Raw genomic sequence first — 23,835 nt, forward strand, 5'->3', positions numbered from 1 at the left:
CTCTCTTACGAAATAAAATTAATTATGCTTTCTTAGAAGTTTTTTTAGCGACTTTTTTCTTCGCGCCAGCTTTAGTCGCTTTTTTTACAGTCTTTTTAACTGCTTTCTTAGCAACTTTCTTTTTCGCTACTTTTTTAGCCGCTTTTTTTACAACTTCTGCAGTCCCTTTGTTCGCTGCACGCTCTTTACGAGCTGCTACGCGAGCTTGTGCTTTTTCTGCACGAACTGCTGTCACGTCTACTACTTTAGCCGCTTCGTCAGTTTTAGCTGTTTTTCCATCGAAGGAAATAGCTTTAACAAATAGTTCGGTGAACTCTTGTCTGTGAGTTGCGAACTTTCTGTAACCTTGACGACGCTTCTTTTTGAAGACGATCTCTTTTCTTGTCTTAGCTTGTTTAGTAACAACAACAGTTACTTTCGCACCTTTAACAAGAGGTTGACCAACAGCAGTGGACTCACCACCAACCATCAAAACTTCGTTGATTTCAAACTCTGCACCAAGTGCTTGTTCAAGTTTATCAACCTGAACTACGTCACCAGCTTGAACTTTATATTGTTTCCCGCCAGTACGAATAATCGCGTACATGTAAACCTCCAGCTACCCGAATTAAGCCAATGGTAAATGCCACTTCGCACTAGGCTTTGTCAACCTAATACATGCTATTTTTTTCAGCTTTTTACGAGAGAAAGAGAGGTTAGCTTTAACCCCCCTCAAAAGCAAATATTTTTGGAAAAAGTTGGCAAGGTCTAGTCGGCAGATAAAAGCCTATATTTTCAGCAGGTTAGCCAAAATCACGGCTTTAAAAGTTCCCGCTTCCAGGCATCTCCCAGTTGAAAACTCTTATTATTAGTGACGGCTTCGATCAACTTTCGATGGTCCTGATAGTTCTTTTGAGCCGATTTACTGCCTGGATTCTTGGAAGCGATCACCCGCAGCTCGTTTTTTTCCCGGTTGAGGGCCTCAAAGATGTTCTGCGCCTTCACATCACTGCGAGCTGTCGCCTGTTCTGTTTTAATGAAGTATTCCGCTGCTTTATCGTATCTCTCCGCCGCGGCATTAAGCTTGGCTCCCACCCAATAATCCCGGGAAGACTTGGCCGCCTTGGGGTCTGCAATAAACACTTCATACGAGTCAGACGCTTTGCGGTAACTTGCTGTAGATTCTGAGATATTTCCAGACACGCGGAGCTTATCGGCCTCCAGGCGGGCTTTATTGGCAAAGTCTCTGGCGGCTTTGGTATCTGACAGGCTTCCGGCCAATCCCTGGCGAAGCAGGGCCTCGCGTTCGGTGGCGTTAAATCCAGCTTGTTGCAGGATCCGGGTCTTTTCCGCAATGTCGGCCTTTGAATAGGTTCCATACCCGCGCCCGGTCCCGGCCGCCACCTCATGGGCCTTGATCAGGGCCTTTTCCTGCTGCTCCGTGAGCTTTCGGCCTAGTGACTTTTCAGCCGCCAGCACACGCTCACTATTAGAAAGCTTCGCGGCTTTTGCCAGATCCGCCGCCGACGCCACAGTTCGTGTTGCCACGGCGGCCTTTTCTGCATCGGCACTGACTCCGGCAATTTTCATAATGTTCCGAGCCTTCGCAGCTTTCAGCGCAGCCCCCGCGGGCCCCCCGGCGAAGGACGCGACCTCTGCGATGGCTTCACAAACCATGGCAGCAGCTTCTTTAGAGTTATAACAATCAAGCTGAATGCCCATTTCTTTCAAGCGAGCCTTGGCCATGCCCACCAGATCCATCTTTTGCGACTTCGGCGCATTTCCCTGAACCCAGTCCATGTATTCTTTTTCTTCCGCAGTGAAGTTGGGGGCTTTCAAGGATCGCTTGCGGGTAATAGCTGTCAGAGCCTCGTTCTTCTTACTCACAGACTGCAGATGCAAGATCCCCTTCACCGTCGCGCAATTGGCCTTCTGAAGAACATCTGCTTTGGGCATGGGAACCTGAAGGATCTTGGGGACTGAGCCGTTATATTGCTTAAAGAGATTCACCTTCGCCGATGGCTGTGCCGACCGCAACAAAGCTGTCTTTGACAAAGGACCATCCCCCCGTTGCGCATCCCGAGGTGTAATCCCAGGACGCCTCAAAGGCGCGCGACAAGGAACTTTGCTTGGCGCACTTCAGAGCTTTTTCCTCAGGCTTTTCCCCATTGGCGCGCATCTTGGCAAACAAAGCCTGACACTCCTTCGACTGCAGCGTCTGCATACAAGTGTTGCGGGAAACATCCGCCAAAGCTTTCACCTTATAAGGATTCTCACCGCAGAAAAGCGGTTCTGCCTGCACAACCAACGAAAATAGAATGCCAAATAGAAAACCCAACAGATGTTTCATAAAGCATCTATCGGAACACCCAAGACCCGACTAAACCAACCAAAGTCCAGCAGTCCCATTTTCTTCCAAAAATTCAGCCATCATCCAAGCGATCCAACAAAGCACCAAGAAAAAGCAAACTTAAAGGCGGGTCAAAAGGGGCCCGACAAGAATAGCAGGAAGCTATTCTTGGGCGTCAGCCCGAAGGGCAAGGGCAGGAGCCCGCAGCACAACGCAGTCGATGGGGCCCTTTTCACCCGCCGTTTAGACGAAGAAGATTTCGTATTGTTCTAGGTGATAATTCGGTTCGATCTTGAAAGCAACGGAGCGGCCGAGCTTCTTCTCAATACCTTCCAGTGTTTCGCCTTCAACTTCATAGATCCAATCCACGACTTCGCTATGGCAGTGAATCACCACGTTGGTCTTTTTATTGATCAGCATGTCAGCGTCACGCTCCAGCTCGCGGAAGATCTCGTTGGCCACCGTGGACTTGCGTTTGATATAGCCTTTTCCATCACAGTAAGAGCACGGTTCACACAAGGTTTTGATCAGACTTGGGCGAATGCGCTTGCGGGTCATCTCCACCAGTCCCAACTGGGACATGGAAACGATATTTGTGCGAGCGCGGTCTTTTTGCAGTTCTTCAGCCAGGGCCTCCAGAACCTTTTCGCGATGGGATTCTTTTTCCATATCGATGAAGTCGATGATGATGATCCCGCCGCAGTTGCGGATGCGCAACTGGTGTGCGGTCTCGCGAACCGCTTCCAGATTGGTTTTTAAGATCGTGTCTTCCAGGTCTTTTTTGCCGACGAATTTTCCGGTGTTCACATCAATCACAACCAAAGCTTCGGCCTCATCTATGACGATATAACCGCCGGACTTCAGCCAGATCTTTCTTTCCATCGAACGGGAAATCTCGATGTCAATGTCGTACAAATCAAACAGCGGCTTTTTCTCTTCATAAAGGACGATGTTTTGTTTGTATTTTGGCATGAATTGGGACACGAACTTCACAACTTTTTTGTGAATCTCGACATCATCCACCCACACGCTGGTGACATCTTCACTCATTAGATCCCGAAGGGCACGCAGCTCCACATCCAGCTCTGTGTGCAAGGCCCCGGGTTGCTTTTTCTTTTCGTACATCTTGAAGATTTCTTTGCTCATACGATCGAGATACTCGATGTCGGCCTTCAACATTTCCTCGGAGGCGCCATCACCCGCAGTACGCACAATCACGCCACCGGATGGATTGATCTTCTGCACCAGTTTTCTTAGGCGCTCGCGCTCCCCTTCATCCTCAATACGTCGGGAAATCCCCAAGTGGCGCACGGTGGGCAAAAAGACCACGAAGCGGCCTGGCAGCGATAGATGTGTCGTTAAACGCGCGCCTTTGGTGCCCAGCGGATCTTTAGAGACCTGAACCAAAATGCTCTGGCCTTCCTTCACCAGCTCTTGAATGGGCGTTTTATTAGTGTGAGTCAGCGGCTTGTCATCGTCCCCCTCATCCAGGGGCTCTTCCCGGTCCACCGCAGAAAGGAAGTTGTCGTCCACGTCTTCGCGGATGTCGCCCACATACAGGAAGGCCGCTTTTTCCAGACCAATATCCACAAAGGCGGCCTGCATGCCCGGAAGAACACGGATCACGGTGCCGCGATGGATAGACCCGACCAATGTAGGGGATGTTTTTCGTTCAATTTTCAAATCAGAAAGAATTCCCGCATCGACATAGGCGACTCTGGTTTCCTGGGGGCGAACATTGATCAGAATTTCAGCGGACACAGTGGCTCCTTTTACCCGAGAACAGGGCCTGGTCTTAGTTCAATAGTCCAGAAACAAGACCGATAGCAAATAATATTTAATATTGAAACATATCTGACCGAAAAGATCACTGAATTAGAGCCCTTAGGGAGAGAACGATGGCAACAATTGATGAACTGTTTAAACTCATGGTCGAACAAGGAGCTTCCGACTTGCACATCACAAGTGGAGCAGCCCCTTATTTGCGCCTGCACGGAAACATGGTTCCATTGAACTATCGCGAACTCACGAACCAAGACGTGCAAGGTTTGCTTTTTGAGATCCTTTCTGAAAAGCAAAAGAAAGCCTTTGTCGAAAAGTGGGAGCTGGATTTCGCTTACACTTTGCCAGGCACGGGTCGTTTCCGTTGCAATATCTTTATGCAGCGTAAAGGCCTTGGCGCCGTTATGCGTATTATTCCTGAGAAAATCAAAACCGCGCAAGAGCTGGGTGTGCCACCATCCGTGATGGACATCATCGACTGCGATCGCGGTCTGATTCTGGTGACAGGTCCTACCGGTTCCGGTAAATCCACCACTTTGGCAGCGATGATTCACCAAATTAACATGACTCGTGAAGCGCACATCATCACGGTGGAAGATCCTATCGAGTTCGTTCACCCGAATTTAAAATCTCTGGTCAACCAACGTGAAGTCGGAAGCCATACCAAGAGCTTTGCCAACGCCCTGAAAGCAGCGCTGCGTGAAGATCCAGATATTCTGTTGGTGGGTGAGTTGCGTGACTTGGAAACGATTTCTTTGGCCCTGACGGCAGCAGAAACCGGACATATCGTCTTCGGAACTTTGCATACCAACAGTGCTGCCAAAACCATTGACCGTATCATCGACGTTTTCCCTGCGGGACAACAACAGCAGATCCGTACAATGCTGGCGGAAAGCGTGCGTGGAGTTGTCGCTCAAACATTGTTCTCGCGCGCGGACGGACAAGGTCGTGTCGCCGCTTACGAGATCATGAGAAACACCAAAGCGATTTCCAACTTGATTCGTGAAGGCAAGGTCCACCAAATCCCATCTGCGATGCAGACGGGCTCCAGTCAGGGGATGGTATTGTTCGAAAAATACATCGAAGATCTGGTTCGCAAAGGAAAGGTTTCCGCAGCCGATGCAAAAACCTTCCTGGGCCAGGCCGGCGGTGGCGACACCAGCGTGCAGGCAGCCGTGGGTGGCGCTGCGGGTGGTCCGCGCACGAAAGTGGGCTAATCTAACTAGAACTCAAATTCAAATTTTATAGCAGATGGGGCTTTGGCAATTGTTGCCGAGGCCCTTCGGTTTTTCAGGTCCCATCCCAAGTTTTGCGAGTAATCATAAGTAGGAGCTGCTGGGCGCGAAGAGTCATAGACCACGTACCCTACCCCCGCAACAAAACCCGCTAAAGCCCCCAGGCTGATATTGTCGGTGTGCTCTTCAGGGCTGCCATAGAAAGACAGCGTGCTTAATCCCAGAACAGCCCCACCCAGACTGGCAAACAGGACTGCAGCAGTGTTTCTTTTAAAAGTTCTGTCGGCTTGCGCAAAGGACGCCGAGGAAGCGAAAATCAACAAAGATGCCAGTAAAAACGAGGTCCACTTCTGTGGTGTCATGATTGCCTCCTGCAATGAACTGAGATACTTTTGCTATTTAAACATTTTTGAGGTGCCCCGTGCAACTAAGTCGTTATATTGACCACACTCTTTTGAAGCCCGAAGCCCAGCTTTCACAAATCGAAAAACTTTGTGCCGAAGCCAAAGAGCACTCTTTCTTCAGCGTTTGCGTAAACACCTCTTACGTCAAAACCTGTGCAGAACTTTTGCAAGGCTCCTCTGTGAAAGTCTGCTGTGTTGTCGGCTTCCCCTTGGGGGCGATGGACACGGAAAGCAAAGCCTACGAGACTTCAACTGCGATTCGCAATGGCGCTCAGGAAATCGACATGGTCATTCAGATCGGCGCGCTGAAAGACCGCCGCTTGGATTATGTTCGTGACGACATCAAAGCCGTGGTTCAGGCCGCTCACGGGCACACTGTGAAAGTTATCATCGAAACGTCCCTGCTAAACAACGATGACAAAGTTCTGGCCTGCAAAGCGGCACTGGAAGCGGGTGCCCACTTCGTAAAAACCTCCACAGGTTTTGGCGGCGGCGGCGCAACTGTGGATGACGTGAAGCTGATGAAGTCCGTGGTTGGAAACCAAATGGAAGTCAAAGCTTCCGGTGGCATCAAAGATGCCCAACAAGCAAATGCAATGATCGAAGCTGGAGCCACCCGCCTTGGCACAAGCTCCGGAATTACTATTATTCAAGGCGGCTCTGTACAAGGTGGTTACTAATGTCTTTTCTTCCTGCTGAAATCATCAAAGCCAAACGCAATGGCCAAGAACTGAAGTTTGACGAAATCAATGAGTTCATTCTGGGCTATGCCCGCGGTCACATTCCTGACTATCAAATGTCGGCTCTTTTAATGGCGATCTTCTTCCGCGGCATGACAACGGAAGAAACTCTTTCTTTGACCAAAGCCATGCTTCACTCCGGCGATGTCGTGGACTTCTCTTCCGTAAAAGAATTCAAAGTCGACAAACACTCCACCGGTGGCGTGGGTGATAAGACCAGCTTGATTCTGGGCCCGATCGTGGCGGCAGCAGGCATTCCTGTTCCGATGATTTCAGGTCGTGGTTTGGGTCATACCGGTGGAACTTTGGATAAGCTTGAAGCCATCCCTGGATTCAACACACAAAAATCTTTGCCTGAGTTCATTGAACTGGTTCACAAACACAAAATCTGCTTCATCGGCCAGACAAAAGAGATCTGCCCGGCTGATAAAAAAATCTATGCTCTTCGTGATGTGACTGCCACGGTTGAAAGTTTGCCGCTGATCTGCGCTTCCATCATGTCCAAAAAAATGGCTGAAGGCATCGACGGCCTGGTGCTGGATGTGAAATTCGGTTCCGGTGCGTTTATGAAAACTTCCGTGCTGGCTGAAGAGCTGGCTATGAACCTGATGGCTATCGCTAAGGGTTACGGCAAAAAAGTCACCGCCCTTCTGACAAACATGGATCAACCGCTGGGCCGCTTTGCAGGGAACTCAGTTGAAGTTGAAGAGTGTGTAGCGATCATGAAAAATGAAAAGTTCATCGGCCCTGCGGGTTACGATCTTTATGAAGACACCCGCGAGCTAAGTTTGCGACTTTCTGCTCACATGTTATTACTTGCTGGTGTTGGTAAAAACGAAGAAGAGTCTTACAAAATTGCCACAGACATGCTGGTATCTGGTAAGGCCATGGCGAAGTTTGAAGAGCTTTGCTCCATTCACGGTGGAAATTTGAGTGCGTTGCCAAAACCAAAACACTCTATCGCTGTCACTTCTGAAAAAGCCGGTTGGGTTAGCGGATTCCACACGGAAAGTATTGGTGTTGCGGGCATTCTAATCAAAGCTGGTCGCGCACAAACCACGGACATTATTGCACCAACTGCAGGTATCGAATTCCATGTGAAAGTCGGAGACGAAGTGAAGGTCGGAGACACCGTCTTTACATTGCACGGCGACGACAAAGATTTGCTTCAATCCGCTCTGCCTATGCTTCGTTCAGCAATGACAATTTCCTTGCAAAAGGTGGCAAAGCCTAGTTTGATACTCAAAACTTTGAGCTAATGCTCTAAGGACTAAAAAGGGGACGTCGTTTGGTACTCAATAAGCTTCAAGAATCCATGGCCTTTATCCGCACAAAGACTTCGGCAAAACCGAAAGTTGGCGTCGTGTTAGGTTCCGGTCTTGGTGCTTTTGTAAAGGAAGTGGAAGTTGAAACAACCATTCCCTACAAGGACATCCCCCACTTCTCCCCACCCACTGTTGAAGGTCACTCTGGAAATTTGATTTTCGGTAAAGTCGATGGTCAGCAGATTGCGATTCTTCAAGGGCGCAATCACTACTACGAAGGTCACAGCATGGAAAGTGTTGTGTTCCCGACAAGAACTCTGGCGATGCTGGGCGTGGAAACTTTGATCCTGACAAACTCAGCGGGCGGCTTTGGCGAAAACATGCAAGCCGGCGACTTCATGATCATCGAAGATCACATCAACTTGATGGGCACGAATCCTTTGATGGGTCCGAACATCAAAGAGCTGGGTCCTCGTTTCCCCGACATGACTGAGGCTTACGACAAACGCTTGATCCAAACAATGGAAGAAGTGTTGATGAAGCAAGGTACGCGCTATCACAAGGGTGTATACTGCGGCGTCAGTGGTCCCACTTACGAAACACCAGCAGAAGTTCGCTACCTAAAACTTATTGGTGGCACAGCCGTGGGCATGAGCACAGTTCCTGAAACCATCGCAGCCAATCACTTGGGTCTGCGTGTGGCGGCACTTTCTTGCATCACGAACTTGGCAGCGGGAATTTCTTCTCAGAAGCTTTCCCACGACGAAGTGACAGAAACTGCGAAGCAGGTCGAGTTGCAATTCTCCTCGTTTTTACGCGAATTCATCGCTCACATCTAATGGATTGGACCTGGCAAAAAGGTCCAGTCTAGTTTCGAATTTTTAGCCTCAAAATAAGACATATAATGACCGAAGAGCTAACCGGTCGGGCCTTTGATAGGCGTCCCATTGATGGGACCTCTACGGCCCGCACAGGGAGTGAACATGGATGTTCAGAAAATTCTCTCGGCGGTCGCTTGCGTCTTTGTATTAGCAGCATGTAGCAAAAAATCCGCTGAATCCGTCTTTCCAGAAAATGGCGCTCTTGACTCAAGTGCATGTCGGGGCCAGGCCATCGAAAATAAATTTATCGTCCAGTGGGAGGACGGCAGTTTCACAACCGAAACGGCTGCGAACGCCGATGAGTTCAAAGAGAACTTCATCAAGCCACAATTAGAAAATATTAAGCACGTGGATTACGATCGAGTGATTCAACTGCAAACCTCTAATGAAGTGCGCACCTCGGGCTTCACCGACAGCTGGGGGCAAGAGCGCATTGGAGCCCCTTCGGTCTGGAGTCAGGGCATCTATGGTCAAGACGTCAAAGTCGCTGTGGTGGACGCCTACGTGGACGTCAGTCATCCCCAACTTCTTCCGCGTATTGCCGTGAACTCGGGTGAAATTCCCAACAACGGCAAAGACGACGATGGAAACGGCATTGTCGATGACTACTATGGAGCTGCGTTCGTATCCCAGCCCGGCAGCAATCAAACACCCAGCTCGCATGGTTCTCACGTGGCTGGCATTATTGCAGCGGATTCCCGCTATGGCAGCGTCGAAGGCGTAGCCCCTCAGGCCCAGATCATTCCTGCGCAGTTTATCTCAAATGATGGTGGTGGCTCCTTAGGCGATGCCGTTTTGGCTTTGCAATATTCCGCCAAGCGCGGTGCAAAGATCATCAACGCCAGCTGGGGGGGAGCTCCTTGTGTGGCATCTCTGCGCAATGCCTTTAACGAATTACAACGTCAGGGCATCCTCGTGGTGGTGGCCGCAGGAAACGATGGACGTGACGTCGACGTGTATCCTGAATTCCCGGCATCCTTTAACATGTCCAATCAGATCACTGTGGCGGCAGCCTCCGTTTCTGATTTCATGACCTCGTGGTCGAATCGTGGCTTCAATCTGGTGCATGTGGCGGCTCCGGGCGAAAGAATTTTAAGCACGGTTCCAGGAAATTCGATCGCATATATGGAAGGAACAAGCATGGCCGCTCCGTTTGTCAGCGGGACTGCGGCCCTGCTTTGGAGCGCCAAACCTGAGGCCACCGCAAGCCAAATTAAAGAGGCGATTTTGCGCTCGGTGGACGTCGAGGCCGGACACGAGTTTAAAGTAAATACTCGAGGGCGTATCAACGTCGAAAAGGCCCTGACCACTCTTCGTCAGTTAGTTCCATAAATTCAATAAGATAGACCGAGTTGTGCGGAGTGTAAACAGTGCGCTCCGCGTCCTAGTTTTAAGATGATTCTTTAGGCTCTCATGCTAGATTGGTTCCCTGTTTTTTGAGGATGGTTCCTCATTAAGAAAAGGAATTGTATGAGCACAGAAGTTTCATCTGGCATTCAAGCTCGCCTAGCAGATCTTGAAAAAAGAAACGAAGCCGCAATGGCTGGTGGTGGCGCTGCTCGCGTTGCCAAACACAAACAAGGCGGACGCCTTACAGCACGTGAGCGCGTGGATGTTTTATTGGATCCGGGCAGCTTTGTTGAAATGGATCGTTTTGTTTCTCACCGTTGCACAAACTTCGGCATGGATAAGTCTGTAGTTCCTGGCGATGGTGTCATCACGGGTTACGGTCGTATCAACGGCAAACTGGTTTATTTGTCTTCTCAGGATTTCACCGTCATTGGTGGCTCCATGTCCCGCACTCAAGCCAACAAGATCTGCAAAGTCATGGATCTGGCGATGAAAAACGGCGCCCCTTTCATTTCTATCAATGACTCTGGTGGTGCGCGCATTCAGGAAGGTATCGAATCCCTGGGTGGATATGCGGACATCTTCACGCGCAACACCATGGCTTCCGGTTTGATTCCTCAGATCACAGCCATCATGGGCCCGTGCGCGGGTGGTGCGGTTTACTCCCCGTCCATCACTGACTTTGTCTTCATGGTGAAAAACACCTCTTACATGTTCGTGACAGGTCCTGATGTTATCAAGACTGTGACTCACGAAGATGTAACAAAAGAAGAATTGGGTGGAGCAACCACTCACTCTGCCAAATCCGGCGTGGCGCACTTTGCGGCTGAAGACGACAAGCATTGCTTGCTTCTGATTCGTGAAATGATGAACTTCCTTCCGTCCAACAATCTTGACGATGCTCCGGTGCTGCCAACCAACGATCGTCCGGACCGCTTGACTGAATCGCTAAACACCCTTATTCCGGAAAATCCAAAGAAGCCTTACGACATGATCTCTGTCATCACAGAGTGCGTGGATGAAGGTTACTTCCTGGAGGTGCACAAACACTTCGCACAAAACCTGATCGTGGGCTTTGCGCGCTTTAACGGTCGCCCAGTGGGTATCGTGGCCAATCAGCCCAACATCCTGGCTGGTTGTTTGAATATCGAGGCATCCCGCAAAGGCGCTCGTTTCATTCGCTTCTGTGACGCCTTCAACATCCCGGTTGTTTCTTTCGTGGACGTTCCGGGCTTCCTGCCTGGTAAAGACCAGGAATGGAACGGCATCATCACTCACGGTGCCAAATTGCTTTACGCTTATGCGGAAGCGACTGTGCCGAAAATCACTGTTATCACTCGTAAAGCTTACGGTGGTGCTTACATCGTTATGGGTTCCAAGCTTCTTCGTTCGGACGTGAATCTGGCGTACCCTTCTGCGGAAATCGCCGTGATGGGCGCTGACGGTGCAGTGAGCATCATCTTCCGCGAAGAGATCAACAAAGCCAAAGACCCTGTGGCCGAACGCGCACGCCTGACGGCAGAGTATGAAGCCAAGTTCAGCAACCCTTATGTGTCTGCAGAATTGGGCTACACCGATGAAGTCATCGAGCCAGCAATGACTCGTAAGCGCATCATCGACTCTTTGGAAATGTTGAAACATAAACGTGATATCACTCCGGCTAAAAAGCACGGAAACATCCCTCTGTAGGAGCGAACATGGCATTGTTTAAAAAAATCCTGATCGCCAACCGCGGAGAAATCGCCATTCGTATCACTCGTGCTTGTCGTGAGCTGGGTATTGCGTCTGTGGCGGTGTTTTCCGATGCGGACCGCGACAGTTTGCACGTGTTTTTGGCGGATGAGGCCTACCACATTGGTCCTTCCCCTTCCCGTGAAAGTTATTTGAATTATAACAAGATCATCGAAGTCTGTAAAAAAGCCGGCGTGGACGCTGTTCACCCGGGTTATGGCTTCCTGTCTGAAAACACCACTTTCGCCAAAGCACTGGAAGAAGCTGGCATCACCTTCATCGGCCCAACGGTTGCAAATATCGAGGCCATGGGTGACAAGCTTTCTGCTAAAGCGTTGATGAAAAAAGCCGGTGTACCAACTGTTCCGGGATCTGACGGCGGCGTTGAAACCGTTGAAGAGGCCCAGAAGATCGCAGAAAAAATCGGCCTGCCGATCATCATCAAAGCTTCGGCTGGTGGTGGCGGTAAAGGGATGCGTGTGGTTCGTCAGATGGACGAGCTGGAAAGTGCGTTCCGTGCCTGCCGCTCTGAAGGCCAGAACTATTTCGCAGATCCGACTGTTTACATCGAAAAGTTCATCAACGATCCAAAACACATCGAGATCCAGGTGTTCGGCGATAAACACAACAACCACGTTCACTTGTTTGAACGTGAATGCTCTGTTCAGCGTCGTCACCAAAAGATCATCGAGGAATGTCCGTCCCCTTCTGTACCTCACGAAGTGCGCCTGCGCATGGGTGAAGCGGCTGTTCGCGCGGCCAAGCAGATTAACTACGTGGGCGCAGGAACGATTGAATTTATCTTCGACAATGCCACTAAAGAATTCTACTTCATGGAGATGAATACGCGTCTTCAGGTGGAACACCCAATCACGGAAATCGTGACCGGCTATGACCTGGTGAAAGAGCAGATCTATGTAGCCGCTGGTAAACCTTTGAGCTTCAAACAAGAAGACATCAAACAAAAAGGCCACGCGATTGAAGCCCGTATCTGTGCGGAAGATCCAATCACGTACAAACCACACCCTGGTGTGATTCGCGCTTGCCGTCACCCACAAGGTCCGTTCATGCGTGTGGATTCTTACGCGTACCCTGGTTATGAAGTGCCTATCTTCTACGACCCGATGATCGCCAAAGTGATCACTTGGGGCGAGACCCGCGAGGAAGCGATCGACAGAATGCAACGTGCCTTAAGTGAGTTCGTGTTGACCGGTATTAAAACCAATATCGTGCTTCATAAAACTATTTTGGATCACCCGAAATTCCGCGATGGCTCTTACACGACTCAGTTTATTGAAAAGAACTTCGAAGTTATCGAACCAAATCTTTTCAAAGAAGTTGAAGACCCTGTATTCCTGATCGCAGCGGCCATTACGGCTTACAACGATCGCAAATCCAAAGACGTTCGCCAGCTGAACCTGACTTCCCACTGGAAGCGTGTCAGCCGCAAACTTCAATTGAGGACGTAGTCATGTATTTTGAGGCAGAACTTAAAGGTAAGAAATTTAAAGTGGATGTGACCGAGCACCGCACAACCTGGAAGGTTTCCTTGCAGGAAGAGGGAAAAGACTGGATCCACTATGACATCTCCAAAAACGACTACAAACAGGCTGAACAATACATCAGCTTCCTGTTTGGCGGTAAGTCCTATCTGATCGACGTGATCGGACAGGACACAGAGTACACGGTCTTCACTCGTAACTCTTTCCGCACCATCAAAGTCTTCAATGATGAAATGCTTTTGCATGAATCCCTGAAGAAAGGTGGCGGTTTCGGTGGCGATCAGGAGCTGAAATCCGGCATGCCTGGTAAGATCATCGAGATCTTCGCCAAAGAAGGTGAGATCGTTAAAGCCAACAAGCCGCTTTTGATTATGGAAGCGATGAAAATGGAAAACGAAATGCGTGCGACTCGCGATGTGAAAATCAAAGAGATCCGCGTAAAACAGGGTGATTCGGTTGAATCCGGTGCCGTTCTGATCAAGTTCGAAGAGCCCTAATCGGCCCTTTGAACTTTAAAAGAAAAACCCGCATCTTTCAGAAGGATGCGGGTTTTTTATACCTTATTCTCGCTCATTCACAGCGTAAGCTTCTTCGCGCTTCTTTTCAAAGACCCCGACAATCAAGACGGCGACTTCAAACAGAATCCACATTGGAGCCAACATCATCACCATGCTCAAAAGATCCGGCGGTGTGATGATCGCGGCGATCACCGCAATCGTCATAACGGCATAACGACGGTTCTTGCGTAAAAAGGCCTGACTGACAATTCCCATCATGCCCAGAACAATGATCACCAATGGCAACTCAAACGCCACACCAAACATCAGGCACATCTGGGTGAAAAAGCCCATGTACTGATCAATGGAGATCATGGGCTTGTCGACATCGCCCCCGAATGTCATCAGGAACTGGAAGGCCATGGGCAAGGCAATCCAATACGAGAAAGCTGCCCCCAGCACAAACAGGCCGGTTCCGGAAATAATAAAGCCCATCGTGTATTTACGTTCTTTTGCATAAAGTCCCGGAGCCACAAATTTCCACACCTGATAAAGCCAGAACGGGCAAGACAGCAGAATACCACACACGAAGGACAGCTTCAGATGGGCGATAAACTTATCCAGGGGACCAGTGTAGATCAACCCCCCGCCCGGAAGATAAGGACGAATGGGTTCTCTGACAAAATCAAAGATCTTTTCACTGAAGCCGTAGCAGATGCCTGTCGCGATCAGCAGAATCCAAACGCAGTTGATCAGCATCTTTCTTAGGTCAGCAAGGTGCTCATACAAGGACTGGGCTTTGGAATCGAGTTCTTCGCGTTTCATTTATTCTTTTGCTCTTCGGACTTGCCATCAGCCTGCGGAAACTCCAGTTGCTCGGGATTTTCGCCAGAGTCCGTGGTCTCAGGAGCCAAGGGGGCTGTGTCTTGTTGTCCTTGATGGTTGTTCAGATTGGGATTGCGAATAGTTTGGTTAAGATCAATTTTGTCCATGCGCACCTGCTGTTTCAGTTCATCACCCAAAACATTGGTGCTGCGCTTGAGTTCGTTCAAAAAACGACCCAAAGTTCTTGCAAGCTCCGGAAGTTCCTTCGGCCCGATCACAATCAGGGCCAGAACCGCAAGAAAGACAATTTCAGACATACCTAGGCCAAACATGGCGCCAGAATAGTGGAATCAGCTCTGCTTGCCAAGCTTTACTTGATCCTGAGGAAGAGTCAAAACACCCATTTCAACCAGCTTTTCACGAGCCAGTTCCGAGCCCGTGCGCATATAGCGCTCATAGAGCCTCAGGATGCTCTCATCGCTTTTTACTAGGGAATGATGGCTGATGTAGGTCAGTACGTCCACGAATTCCAGGAAGCGTTCGGCAAAGACGTTATACACCCGGGCTAGTGTGTCCTCACGGGTGCAATGAGCCAGGGAGGCGTAAGCAGCTCCACCGATTTCCGCATAGTAGTCCACGTCCACAATTTTTCGCGACAGTGAGTCGCCGAAGAACCCGCTGATGTAAAGAGTCCGGTCCCCCAGCTTTCTTAACATCTCCGCACGCACCACGCTGTCGGCATTCTGAGCGGTCAGATACATCTCTGCCAGGGTTGTGGGATTCTTTTGACCACCTTCTGTCGCATAGGCCGGATCGAAAAGATTGCGGGCATCCAAATAATGCTGCAACAAATTTACAAGATAGGTTTCAACCAAGGGATACGTCTGAACCTTTCGCTGGGATAGTCCCTTTTGAACGAGTTCCTGAAAGTAGCCCTCGGGGCTTACAAAAAGCTCAACTGTTGATGTCGTCGAACGCTTCTCCCGCATACTAATAGTCTAACAAATTTCACTTGGCTTCCGGTTAGTTGTTTTTGTGAAAGCTGGTCAAAAGTCTCAATCTGAGACACCCCCCCTGGGCACTGCCCTTGCTACATCTCCCATGAGCCACTTTGCAGAGGAGCAAACCGTATGTATTTGAAAAGGCTGATTATCTTTTTTGCAGCGCTCAGCCCTTTTGCGGCTGGGTCCGCCTATGCCTTCGGCGGCGAGCAGTGCGGCCCGATCTTTTCTTCGGACTATGCCCTGAATGGGCGCATTGAAGTTCGCCCTTCCGCCTTGTACGGACCGGCGGCGGCAGATTTTGCCAAAACAATTCTACAGGTGGATTCCTTGCTGGCTCCCCTGCAGCCCGCGACGGAGGCTCGCGTTTTCGTCGACAACGTTTTTGCCTTTTCACTTTTTGATGTCAGGGATTTTGCCATTTCCGTGGGACTGCGCCCTTCAGTGATGGGAAACAAACATCCTGCCATCAATCAGAACATTCTGATTCACGAGTACTCACACGCCGTCTTTGAAAAAAATCTGATGCGCGACCTGGAAAGCTACAAACATCTGCGCCAGGAGAATCTTGAACTGACGAGCAAAGAAGACATCCTGCACGCCGAGGCTGATGCGCTTGGAGAACAGGCCAGCTGGGCCACCGGAAACGAACAGATACGCCTGAAAACTCTGGCTGAAGAAAAAAGGGCCGAGGCCATGTTTGTGACGAAACGACTGCAGCAACTGACGTCCTTCTGGAATCTGCGCAGTGGTTTGCACGAACTCTTTGCTGACTCTGTAACCCTGGCCACCACCCGTGATCCCAGAAGCATAAGTGATATATTAAAGAATGCAGAGCAGAGATCCCGGGACCATTCTCCGGAAGGACTTCTCCTGCGGGACTTCAGTGATGGTCGTCATCATCTGAATCGAGCGGCCTGGAAGAAAGAACAAAACGTCGAATCCAAGTATGCGACGGACGTCTATTACGCTTTCCTTCCGGCGCGCTGGGAGCTGTGGAAGATCACCAAGAGCCGTCTTAAAAGCGACAACTACCGCAAGAATTTGATTCCGAAGGTTTTTGCGATTCTTGAAAGGAACCTGTCAGAGATTCTGGCCAAGAAGCCCGATGAAATCGGACCTCTTGGCATCAATGAAATTGAGAGGCTCAACCAGCAGATCATCGAGGACTTCCGCCGGGAGCTTTAGAAGCTAACCGGCCTTCACATCCGAAGGTCCTACCAGACTGACAACTGAAGGCTGCGCAAAGATCCTCTGCGCCAGCTTCCGCACATCTTCCGCCGTCACTGAGAAGTACTTGTCGGCGACATCCAGGCTTTCGCGATAATCCAGTCCATAGATATCATCGAACAAGATGGCATTGCCGATCGTGCCCTTACGCTGCAACTCGATATCGTGGCGTCCGATCAGGTATCTCTGGGCACGAACCAGTTCCTCTGCCGGAACCATCGTGGTTGCCAGTTTGTTGAATTCTTCTTTCAGCATCTGGATAGCCTTGTCTGCTTTCTCTGGTGAACAACCGATATATCCACCGAAATATCCACATTCGATGCCTTCCATATGCATCGGCGAAACAGAATACGCCAAAGAGTTTTTATCACGAAGCTCCAGGAACAATCTTCCACCCTGACCACTGAGGATGGACTGAATAATTTCCAGTGTGTAGCGTTCCGGACTTGAAAGTGTCAGGCCCTGATATCCCACGATAATGTGACTTTGTTCTTTCTTGAGTTCGCGATAAAGATGTTTGGATTCTTTGATCACGGGAGCCGCAAAATGATTTTTCACTCGCTCCCCTTTGGGAAGCTCCTTGGTGATTTCATTCAAAGTCTTCACCCATTTTTTAGTATCGACATCTCCGACCACAGCAAAAGTCAGGTTTTTAGGGTTGGCAATTTTCTTATAGTATCCACGCAAAGAGTCGGCCGTGATGGCATTTACACTGGCCTCACTTCCCACCAGATCGCGTGCGTAAGGATGTCCCTTAAAGATCTCCTGCATGAAGCTTAAGATGCAAAGTTGTGCCGGATTGTCGTTGCGGGCTTTGATTTGATTTTTCAAAACCACTTTTTCACGCTCCAGGATGGCTTCCGGGAACTGTGGCGCCAGCAGGGAGTCTGCATAGATCTCTAACATTTTATCTTCAAACGGTGACAGATAGTCCATGGAAAGACCCGCAGAGTTTCTGCCTCCGAATGCCCCAATACCCGCTGCCAGCTCATCGACCCGAAGATTGATATCGTCTTCCGTGAATTTTCCTGACCCTGACAGCCAGTTGCGCGCAAAGAGCTCGGTCAGGCCACTTTGCCCCTCTTCTTCCACGCGTGCGCCCCCCAAGAAGGCGGCCTTCATTGCCACGTAAGGCGTGTCACTTTGCTCACGAATCAACAAAGTGGCTCCGGAATCCAGCACGATGCGTTCGGTTTTTGGAGCCTTGCTGCTGGCCCCTACGTTGATGTTGAATTTTTTTGCCACAAACTTCGCAGGCTTTTGTTTGCTGACCTTGGCTTCCTTCAAAGCCTTCTTCAGATCTTTGGCAAAGGTCTTCAGGGTTTTTTCTGCGGCTTTTTTATCCATATTGGTCATCATGGAAAGACCAAAAGAATCCGCTTTCAGATACTTTCTAGAGATCTTCAGAATGTCGTCAGGTTTCAGGGCATAGACCTGCTTCATGTACTTCTTATAATAATCATGATCGCCATAATAGAACTCATTACTTCCGGCTTTGCGGGCGATGTTATCCACCGTTTCCATCGAATAGACTTCGTGGCTGGCAAAATTAGTCATGGCTTTTTGCATCTCTGCCACCGTGGGTGGTTCGGTTACAAGGCGCACCAGTTCCGGGATCAACGCGGTGAGGGCTTTGCTTAGATTTTCCTTTTCCAATCCCAGGGAAACCGCGAACAAACCATCATCCTGCATAGAGTAGGCAAAAGATCCGACAGAGTTGGTCAAAGGCTCTTTAATACGCAGGGTCTGCATCAGACGACACGAATCCCCTTGGCCTAAAATCGCCGACATCACTTCCAGGGCGGCGATGTCTTTGTGTTTTACATTCGGAATACGCCAGGTCAGGTAAGCCGTCGTCTGTTCAAATTTGGCCTGCTCCACTTTGATGCGGATGTTTTTTTGTGCTGGTTCTTTTTTACGAGCCACCTTGCGCAGTTTGAACGGTTCAAAGCCCCCGAACATTTTTTGCACGCGGGCCTTCATATCCTTGGAATCAAAGTCACCAGAGACCACCAGGAACATGTTGGACGGCACGTAGCGGGATTGATAGAACTCGCGGATTTTTTTCGCAGAGACTTTTCTGACAACCTTGTCATAACCAATCACCGGAATTCCGTAAGGGCTTTTTTGGAAGACGTTGGTGAACAACAGCTGACTGGCCCGGCGGCCCGGACTGTCCTGCCCGCGTTTGATTTCCTCGATAACAACTTCACGTTCGTTGTCGATCTCTTGCGGATCAAAGGTCGGATAACCCATCATCTCACTGATCACGTCCAGTGCCACATCCGAGAACTGCTTGGAAATGGTCACATAGAAGACCGTCTGGTCAAATGAGGTGTAAGCATTGAGCTCCCCGCCGGAACCCTCGACCGTGGCTGCGATCTCCCCCACCTTGTATTTGCGGGTGCCCTTAAAGACCAAATGCTCGATAAAGTGAGAAATCCCCTCTTCACCCTTTTTTTCATCGGCAGAGCCTGTTTTCACCCACATTTGCACTGAGACCACTGGAGACTTATGGCTTTCCAGGAAAAGGACCTTCAGACCGTTTTTTAGTTGAAATTTCTTAGACATACTCTACATAACTCCCATGGCATTTGGCGTCTATATCCACATTCCCTACTGCATTCAGCGTTGCACTTACTGTGACTTTGCCACCTATGAGCAAAGCAAGATTTTGCCGCCCGAACAGTATGTGGAACTCCTGTTCAAGGAGATCCGTCAGAAGCACGGCTATTACACCCCACAAAGTCTGGATACGATCTACTTTGGCGGAGGCACGCCGAGCCTCATCCCTGCTCATCTCATTGTAGCGATTATCAAAGAGCTGGGTAGATATGGATTTACAACTAGACCTGACACCGAAATCACAATCGAGATCAACCCGGCGACCGTGAATGAAGACAAATTGAAAACCTACATCGATAACGGCGTGAACCGTTTCAGTGTGGGTGCTCAAACTTTTGATGATCGCCTGTTGAAGATGGTTCATCGCGAACATTCCGCGAAGCAAACCCTGGAAACGCTCGACCTTTTACGGGCCCACAATCTGAACTTCAGCTTCGATATTCTGTTTGCGTTGCCGTCCCAAACTGTCGAGGGCCTGCGCCGGGATGTGCAGATTGCCGTGGAACAGGGAGCGCGTCACATCAGCCCTTATTGTCTGACGGTGCCCGATGGGCATCCCCTTTCAAAAGGACGCCCGATTGATGACGAACAGATTGAAATGTTTGATATCATTGCCGACGAACTGACTAAGACCGGATTCAGGCAGTACGAAATTTCCAACTTTGCGCTGCCCGGCTTCGAATCCCGTCACAACCTGCTGTATTGGGTGGATGAGCCATATTGGGGCCTGGGACTGAGTGCCCATTCTTATTCCAAGGAGTCTTCGTGGGGCACGCGGTATTGGAATATCAACAACATCAATGATTACCAGAAACAAGTTCTGGCCTTTGACGGACAGCAGTTTACTTCCCCTGCGCTCCATTTGCCCGAAAGCCAGGTGGAAGTTTTAGAGATGCACCAAGCTCTTACGGACTTTTGTCATACCTCCATGCGTCTGATGCGCGGACTCAATATTGAGCAACTTCGGTCCAAGTTCCCTGCGAGCACCTGTGACAAAGTGGTTCAAATTCTTTCGAAACTGGAAGAAAAGGCCTGGATTCAGCATGACAACGGGCATTGGTCGCTGACTCGCGACGGCCTTGTGTTGAGCAACCGAATTTTCCAGGAGTTGACCTTCCTCAAAGAAGATTTATCACAGGACTAGGAGTTTTTCTCCGACCCTCCTGACATTGACAATATCTCGTGAATACACAATCTTAAGTATTGCGAAAGGACGTCTCATGTCAGAAGAAAATAACTCTCAAAATACGAATATTCCTCCTTCAGAAAATGCCGACAGTGCTTCTGAGATCCAAAAGCTTCAAGAGCAGGCTGAAAAGTTCAAAAACGACTTCCTTTATATGCGTGCTGAGTTTGAAAACTACAAACGCAATGCGATCAAAGAGCGCTCGGAGATGATGAAATACGGCGGCGAACGCCTGGTTCGCGACCTCTTGGAAGTTGTGGATAACTTCGAACGCGCTTTGAGCGTCAACATCAACGCAGAAAACTTCCTGACCTTCAAACAAGGTGTGGAAATGACCGCCCAGGAACTGCGCAGTCTTTTGCAGCGCCATAACGTCACTGAAATTCCGGCTCAAGGGGTTCCGTTTGATCCGGCGGTGCACGATGCTCTAAGCAGCGAAGCAACTGATCAGGTAGCCCCTGGCCATATCCTGCGCGTATTTAAGAAACCTTACAAACTTCATGACAAAGTGATCAGACCTGGCCAAGTCGTCGTTGCGAAGAAGCCAGAGTAAGTGAGTGTTGATTGTCTAAGAAAGACTTTTACTCCATTTTGAATGTTTCTCGATCTGCCACTCCGGAGGAAATTAAAAAATCCTACCGCAAGCTGGCGATGCAGTATCATCCGGACAAAAACCCGGGTGACAAGAAAGCCGAAGAAAAGTTCAAAGAAATCACCGAGGCCTATGAGGTTCTCAGTGACACCAAAAAGCGTGAAATGTACGACCAGTTCGGTCATGCCGGAGCTCAGGGCTTCGGCGGCGGAGCCGGAGGTCCCTTTGGTGGAGCTGGTGGCTTTGGTGGATTTGGTGGAGCCGGATCCTCTTCTCAGGGTGGGGATCCTTTCCAGGATATTTTCGGGGATGTCTTCGGCGATATCTTTGGTTCGGCTCGGGGCCCCGGGGCTCGTCCGCGCCGTCCCAGCAAAGGCACAGACCTGCGCTACACTTTGAATATCTCTTTTGAAGAATCCGCACTGGGCTGTGAAAAAGTCATTAGCTTTATGAGACAACGTGGCGGCCGCGAAGAGCCCGCCAAACTGTCTGTGAACGTGCCTGCTGGTGTGAAAGAAGGTCAACGCCTGAAGCTTGCCGGTGAGGGTGACGCTTCTGCGGGGGCCACCGCAGGGGATTTGTACGTCATTATCAATATTCAAGAACATCCCCTTTTCAAACGCAGCGAAAATGACGTCACACTGGATCTTCCCATCATTTATACCGACGCCATTCTGGGCACCAACATTGAAGTCCCAACATTAACGGGCAAAGCCATGATTCGCATTCCTCCGGGCACCCACTCCGGTCAGACTTTCCGTCTGAAAGGAAAGGGTTTCCCGAAACTTGGCGGATTTGGATCTGGTGACATGCTTGTGCGAATTCTGGTCGACACACCCAGCACTTTATCCAGCCGACAAAAGGAGCTTATGGAAGAACTTGCTAAGAGCGGTGAATCCAGTCCTTTGGTTAAGGCCTTCCAGGAAAAAGTATCCCAACTTATGAGGAATAGAAAATGAAGTCCACCTTCTCGCTTCTGCTTACGGCCGGTCTTTTGACTTCTTGTACGACAGTGGCAACCAAGCGCGCCCCATTAAAGCCAGCGGCAACCACAACAGCGTCAGCGAAAAAACCAAAGACCGTCGGCGGAATGACAGCCGGGAAACCGCCAGAGCAGGTTGTGTCGGAACATATCTCCACTCCTGCAGCATCGGGCGATATTTTGAATCAACTCAAAAGTCTGGTAACCCAGACAGTTCAAGCTCCAAACAAACAGGATCAGGAGTCCTTCCGCCTGCGCGCCATTGATGTGGTGGAAAACAAGCTGAACGAAGACCAGCTTGAGGATGTTGCAGACGATTCTGATTTTGGCTTTCTGCGCGGACACGCCATGTTCCGTCTGGGAGAGATTTCCCTGGATAAAAAAGACACCTCCGATGCGCGCAAATACTTCAACTCCGTGACCGAATTCATCCCGGGAAGCGACCTGGCCTTGCGTGCGCAGGAAATCATCCTGCAGCTTGATTCGGCTAAAAACGTTCAGTCCCAGACTGTGGGTGTTGTCCTGCCGCTCAGCGGGCGTAATGCTCCTGTTGGTCAGCGCGCGCTTCGTGGGCTGGAAATGGGCCTGGGCCTTCATATTCCGGGCTCTGGTTTTAAGCTGGCCGTTATGGACAGCGAAGGCAATCCCGACTCTGCCCGTCGAGGAGTTGAACGCCTTGTGAAAGAGGACAATGTCATCGCGATCGTGGGAAGCCTGCTTTCAAAGACAGCTCCGGCCGTCGCAGCGAAATCCGATGAACTCGGAGTTCCGACGATCGCCCTTTCTCAGCGTTCCGGACTGACAGAAATTGGCCCGACTGTTTTCAGAAACTCCCTGACCAGCGGCATGCAGGTGCGCGCCCTGGTTCGTACTGCCATGGAAGATCTGGGCATGAAGAAGTTTGCAATTCTTTATCCCAACGATCCCTACGGCATTGAATTCACAAATATCTTCTGGGATGAAGTGCTGGCTCGGGGTGGGGAAATCACTGCGGTTCAGACCTATTCTGTAAAAGAAACGGACTTCCGCCTGGTGATTCAGCGGCTTGTGGGCACCTATTTTGGCGAAGCCCGTCAGGACGAATTCAATCTGCGTCTTAAAGAACTGCAACAGTCCGGGAAAAAACACTCCGTGCGACAATCTAATCTGGAAAATGTTTTGCCTCCGATCGTGGACTTCGACGGCATCTTCATCCCCGACAGCGCACGCGCGATGGGTCAGATTTCTGCGATGCTTTCCTATAACGATGTTCGCGGCGTAAAATTGCTGGGCACTAATCTTTGGAACACCAAGGACATTGCCAAACGTGCCGGGAACTTCGCACAAAGCCTGATCTTTGTAGACAGTATGAGTCCGTCTTCCCAAGACCGTTCACGTTTCGTGGGGGAATACCGCTCTTTGTATAACGAAGAGCCCTCCCTGATCGAGATTCAGGCCTATGATGCGGGTTTGATCCTGCGCCAGCTGATCGCCGCAGGCGCCAGTTCGCGCGAGGACTTGGTCAAAAAGATGTCCGAGCTCAACCGCTTCCCTGGAAGCCTAGGAAGCCTCAGTATTAATGCTGAACGCGAGATCGAACGCCCGGTAACCACGCTAACTATCGAAAAAGGCGAAGTTATTCCGCTTAGAATCCGCAAATAAGTCCCATAAGTTAAATTAATGGCGATTTTTTAACCCC

At 50.0% G+C, this 23,835-nt stretch carries 22 protein-coding genes; 13 read left to right on the plus strand and 9 right to left on the minus strand.

Features of this window, described 5'->3' with window-relative positions:
- Positions 1-22: 22 nt before the first annotated feature.
- The 4 genes from rplU to ACZ5ZV_RS20075 form a co-directional block, all read right to left on the minus strand.
- Positions 23-586: a 50S ribosomal protein L21 gene (rplU, locus tag ACZ5ZV_RS20060; RefSeq protein WP_464119036.1), complete on the minus strand. Its 564-nt coding sequence runs from the start codon at positions 584-586 to the stop codon at positions 23-25.
- Between the two features lie 206 nt (positions 587-792).
- The gene (locus ACZ5ZV_RS20065) at positions 793-2,034 is read right to left on the minus strand and encodes a hypothetical protein (protein ID WP_464119037.1); all 1,242 of its coding nucleotides are present in this window, start codon (positions 2,032-2,034) and stop codon (positions 793-795) included.
- Positions 1,976-2,329, minus strand: a complete 354-nt coding sequence (locus tag ACZ5ZV_RS20070) for a hypothetical protein (protein WP_464119038.1) — start codon at positions 2,327-2,329, stop codon at positions 1,976-1,978. Before ACZ5ZV_RS20070 ends, ACZ5ZV_RS20065 begins: the two co-directional genes overlap by 59 nt.
- Positions 2,330-2,572: 243 nt before the next feature.
- The gene (locus ACZ5ZV_RS20075; RefSeq protein WP_464119039.1) at positions 2,573-4,090 is read right to left on the minus strand and encodes an Rne/Rng family ribonuclease; all 1,518 of its coding nucleotides are present in this window, start codon (positions 4,088-4,090) and stop codon (positions 2,573-2,575) included.
- 137 nt (positions 4,091-4,227) lie between these two features.
- Here ACZ5ZV_RS20075 and ACZ5ZV_RS20080 point away from each other — a divergent pair, with 137 nt between their 5' ends.
- On the plus strand, positions 4,228-5,328 hold the full coding sequence (locus ACZ5ZV_RS20080; protein ID WP_464119041.1) for a type IV pilus twitching motility protein PilT: 1,101 nt from the start codon (positions 4,228-4,230) through the stop codon (positions 5,326-5,328).
- A 5-nt stretch (positions 5,329-5,333) separates the two neighbouring features.
- Here ACZ5ZV_RS20080 and ACZ5ZV_RS20085 read toward each other — a convergent pair whose 3' ends face one another.
- The gene (locus ACZ5ZV_RS20085) at positions 5,334-5,708 is read right to left on the minus strand and encodes a hypothetical protein (RefSeq protein WP_464119042.1); all 375 of its coding nucleotides are present in this window, start codon (positions 5,706-5,708) and stop codon (positions 5,334-5,336) included.
- Between the two features lie 59 nt (positions 5,709-5,767).
- Between ACZ5ZV_RS20085 and deoC the strand changes: the two genes are divergently transcribed.
- The 7 genes from deoC to ACZ5ZV_RS20120 all read left to right on the plus strand — a co-directional run bounded on the left by deoC (position 5,768) and on the right by ACZ5ZV_RS20120 (position 13,716).
- Complete coding sequence (gene deoC, locus ACZ5ZV_RS20090) at positions 5,768-6,430, plus strand: deoxyribose-phosphate aldolase (RefSeq protein ID WP_347355762.1); 663 nt, start codon at positions 5,768-5,770, stop codon at positions 6,428-6,430.
- A complete protein-coding gene (locus ACZ5ZV_RS20095) occupies positions 6,430-7,749 on the plus strand; it encodes a thymidine phosphorylase (protein WP_464119043.1) in 1,320 nt (439 codons plus the stop codon). The genes deoC and ACZ5ZV_RS20095 overlap by 1 nt, the downstream gene beginning before the upstream one ends.
- 29 nt (positions 7,750-7,778) lie before the next feature.
- A complete protein-coding gene (locus tag ACZ5ZV_RS20100) occupies positions 7,779-8,594 on the plus strand; it encodes a purine-nucleoside phosphorylase (protein WP_464119044.1) in 816 nt (271 codons plus the stop codon).
- 144 nt (positions 8,595-8,738) lie between these two features.
- Positions 8,739-9,968, plus strand: coding sequence for a S8 family peptidase (locus tag ACZ5ZV_RS20105; protein ID WP_464119046.1), 1,230 nt, complete (start codon positions 8,739-8,741; stop codon positions 9,966-9,968).
- Between the two features lie 138 nt (positions 9,969-10,106).
- Complete coding sequence (locus ACZ5ZV_RS20110) at positions 10,107-11,675, plus strand: acyl-CoA carboxylase subunit beta (RefSeq protein WP_464119047.1); 1,569 nt, start codon at positions 10,107-10,109, stop codon at positions 11,673-11,675.
- A gap of 8 nt (positions 11,676-11,683) precedes the next feature.
- A complete protein-coding gene (gene accC / locus ACZ5ZV_RS20115) occupies positions 11,684-13,186 on the plus strand; it encodes an acetyl-CoA carboxylase biotin carboxylase subunit (RefSeq protein WP_464119048.1) in 1,503 nt (500 codons plus the stop codon).
- Positions 13,187-13,188: 2 nt separating this feature from the next.
- The gene (locus ACZ5ZV_RS20120) at positions 13,189-13,716 is read left to right on the plus strand and encodes an acyl-CoA carboxylase biotin carboxyl carrier protein subunit (protein ID WP_464119049.1); all 528 of its coding nucleotides are present in this window, start codon (positions 13,189-13,191) and stop codon (positions 13,714-13,716) included.
- A 63-nt stretch (positions 13,717-13,779) separates the two neighbouring features.
- Here ACZ5ZV_RS20120 and tatC read toward each other — a convergent pair whose 3' ends face one another.
- The 3 genes from tatC to ACZ5ZV_RS20135 are packed head-to-tail and all read right to left on the minus strand — an operon-like array spanning position 13,780 to position 15,530.
- Positions 13,780-14,541 (minus strand): twin-arginine translocase subunit TatC, encoded by a 762-nt coding sequence (tatC, locus tag ACZ5ZV_RS20125; RefSeq protein WP_464119050.1) that lies wholly within the window; start codon positions 14,539-14,541, stop codon positions 13,780-13,782.
- Positions 14,538-14,858, minus strand: a complete 321-nt coding sequence (locus tag ACZ5ZV_RS20130; RefSeq protein WP_464119051.1) for a twin-arginine translocase TatA/TatE family subunit — start codon at positions 14,856-14,858, stop codon at positions 14,538-14,540. The genes tatC and ACZ5ZV_RS20130 overlap by 4 nt, the downstream gene beginning before the upstream one ends.
- Positions 14,859-14,891: 33 nt before the next feature.
- The gene (locus tag ACZ5ZV_RS20135) at positions 14,892-15,530 is read right to left on the minus strand and encodes a hypothetical protein (RefSeq protein ID WP_464119052.1); all 639 of its coding nucleotides are present in this window, start codon (positions 15,528-15,530) and stop codon (positions 14,892-14,894) included.
- Positions 15,531-15,671: 141 nt separating this feature from the next.
- Here ACZ5ZV_RS20135 and ACZ5ZV_RS20140 point away from each other — a divergent pair, with 141 nt between their 5' ends.
- On the plus strand, positions 15,672-16,730 hold the full coding sequence (locus ACZ5ZV_RS20140) for a hypothetical protein (protein ID WP_464119054.1): 1,059 nt from the start codon (positions 15,672-15,674) through the stop codon (positions 16,728-16,730).
- A gap of 3 nt (positions 16,731-16,733) precedes the next feature.
- On the opposite strand, the gene ACZ5ZV_RS20145 is transcribed toward ACZ5ZV_RS20140, so the two are convergent.
- Entirely contained in the window at positions 16,734-19,343 is a 2,610-nt protein-coding gene (locus ACZ5ZV_RS20145) for a M16 family metallopeptidase (RefSeq protein WP_464119055.1), read from the minus strand.
- A 16-nt stretch (positions 19,344-19,359) separates the two neighbouring features.
- Here ACZ5ZV_RS20145 and hemW point away from each other — a divergent pair, with 16 nt between their 5' ends.
- The 4 genes from hemW (at position 19,360) to ACZ5ZV_RS20165 (ending at position 23,798) form a co-directional block, all read left to right on the plus strand.
- Positions 19,360-20,541, plus strand: coding sequence for a radical SAM family heme chaperone HemW (gene hemW, locus ACZ5ZV_RS20150; protein WP_464119056.1), 1,182 nt, complete (start codon positions 19,360-19,362; stop codon positions 20,539-20,541).
- 76 nt (positions 20,542-20,617) lie between these two features.
- On the plus strand, positions 20,618-21,136 hold the full coding sequence (gene grpE / locus ACZ5ZV_RS20155; protein WP_464119058.1) for a nucleotide exchange factor GrpE: 519 nt from the start codon (positions 20,618-20,620) through the stop codon (positions 21,134-21,136).
- Positions 21,137-21,147: 11 nt separating this feature from the next.
- Entirely contained in the window at positions 21,148-22,134 is a 987-nt protein-coding gene (locus tag ACZ5ZV_RS20160; protein ID WP_464119059.1) for a DnaJ C-terminal domain-containing protein, read from the plus strand.
- Positions 22,131-23,798 (plus strand): ABC transporter substrate-binding protein, encoded by a 1,668-nt coding sequence (locus ACZ5ZV_RS20165; RefSeq protein ID WP_464119060.1) that lies wholly within the window; start codon positions 22,131-22,133, stop codon positions 23,796-23,798. Before ACZ5ZV_RS20160 ends, ACZ5ZV_RS20165 begins: the two co-directional genes overlap by 4 nt.
- Positions 23,799-23,835 lie beyond the last annotated feature (37 nt).

The organism is Bdellovibrio sp. HAGR004 (assembly GCF_055397015.1).